The organism is Mesorhizobium sp. M2E.F.Ca.ET.209.01.1.1 (assembly GCF_004010375.2).
Lineage (GTDB): Bacteria > Pseudomonadota > Alphaproteobacteria > Rhizobiales > Rhizobiaceae > Mesorhizobium.
Window position 1 is genome coordinate 1 of record NZ_SADP02001070.1, and the last position, 296, is coordinate 296.

The following is a 296-nucleotide window of genomic DNA, read 5'->3' on the forward strand; positions in this document are numbered from 1 at the left end:
CGCGCCCAGGGCTGGCTCAGCCTGTAGCGCTGGAAGGAATAGACCACCGAGGTCAGGAAGGGAATCAGGATGCCGATGCAGACCAGCAAGGCCGGCAGGCTGAGAAGATAGGGCAGCACCCTCTTGCTGATCCTGAAGCCTGAAGGCTTGGCTCTGTGCATCGTCGCCGAAGTCATCTATCAGCCCGTATCGGTTGCTTCGCCGCGCCGGTCGCCTAGGGAGCAAGGCGGCCGGCCGGGCGAACTGACGGCAGCATAGGCGCCGCGTCGCAAAAAATGGAAGCGTCCGGCCGGCCC

The 296-nt window shown here is 64.5% G+C and carries 1 pseudogene; it reads right to left on the reverse strand.

The window, feature by feature from the left end:
• Positions 1 to 176 (reverse strand): annotated as a pseudogene (locus tag EN852_RS39160) (sugar ABC transporter permease); the annotation flags it as partial.
• Positions 177 to 296 lie beyond the last annotated feature (120 nt).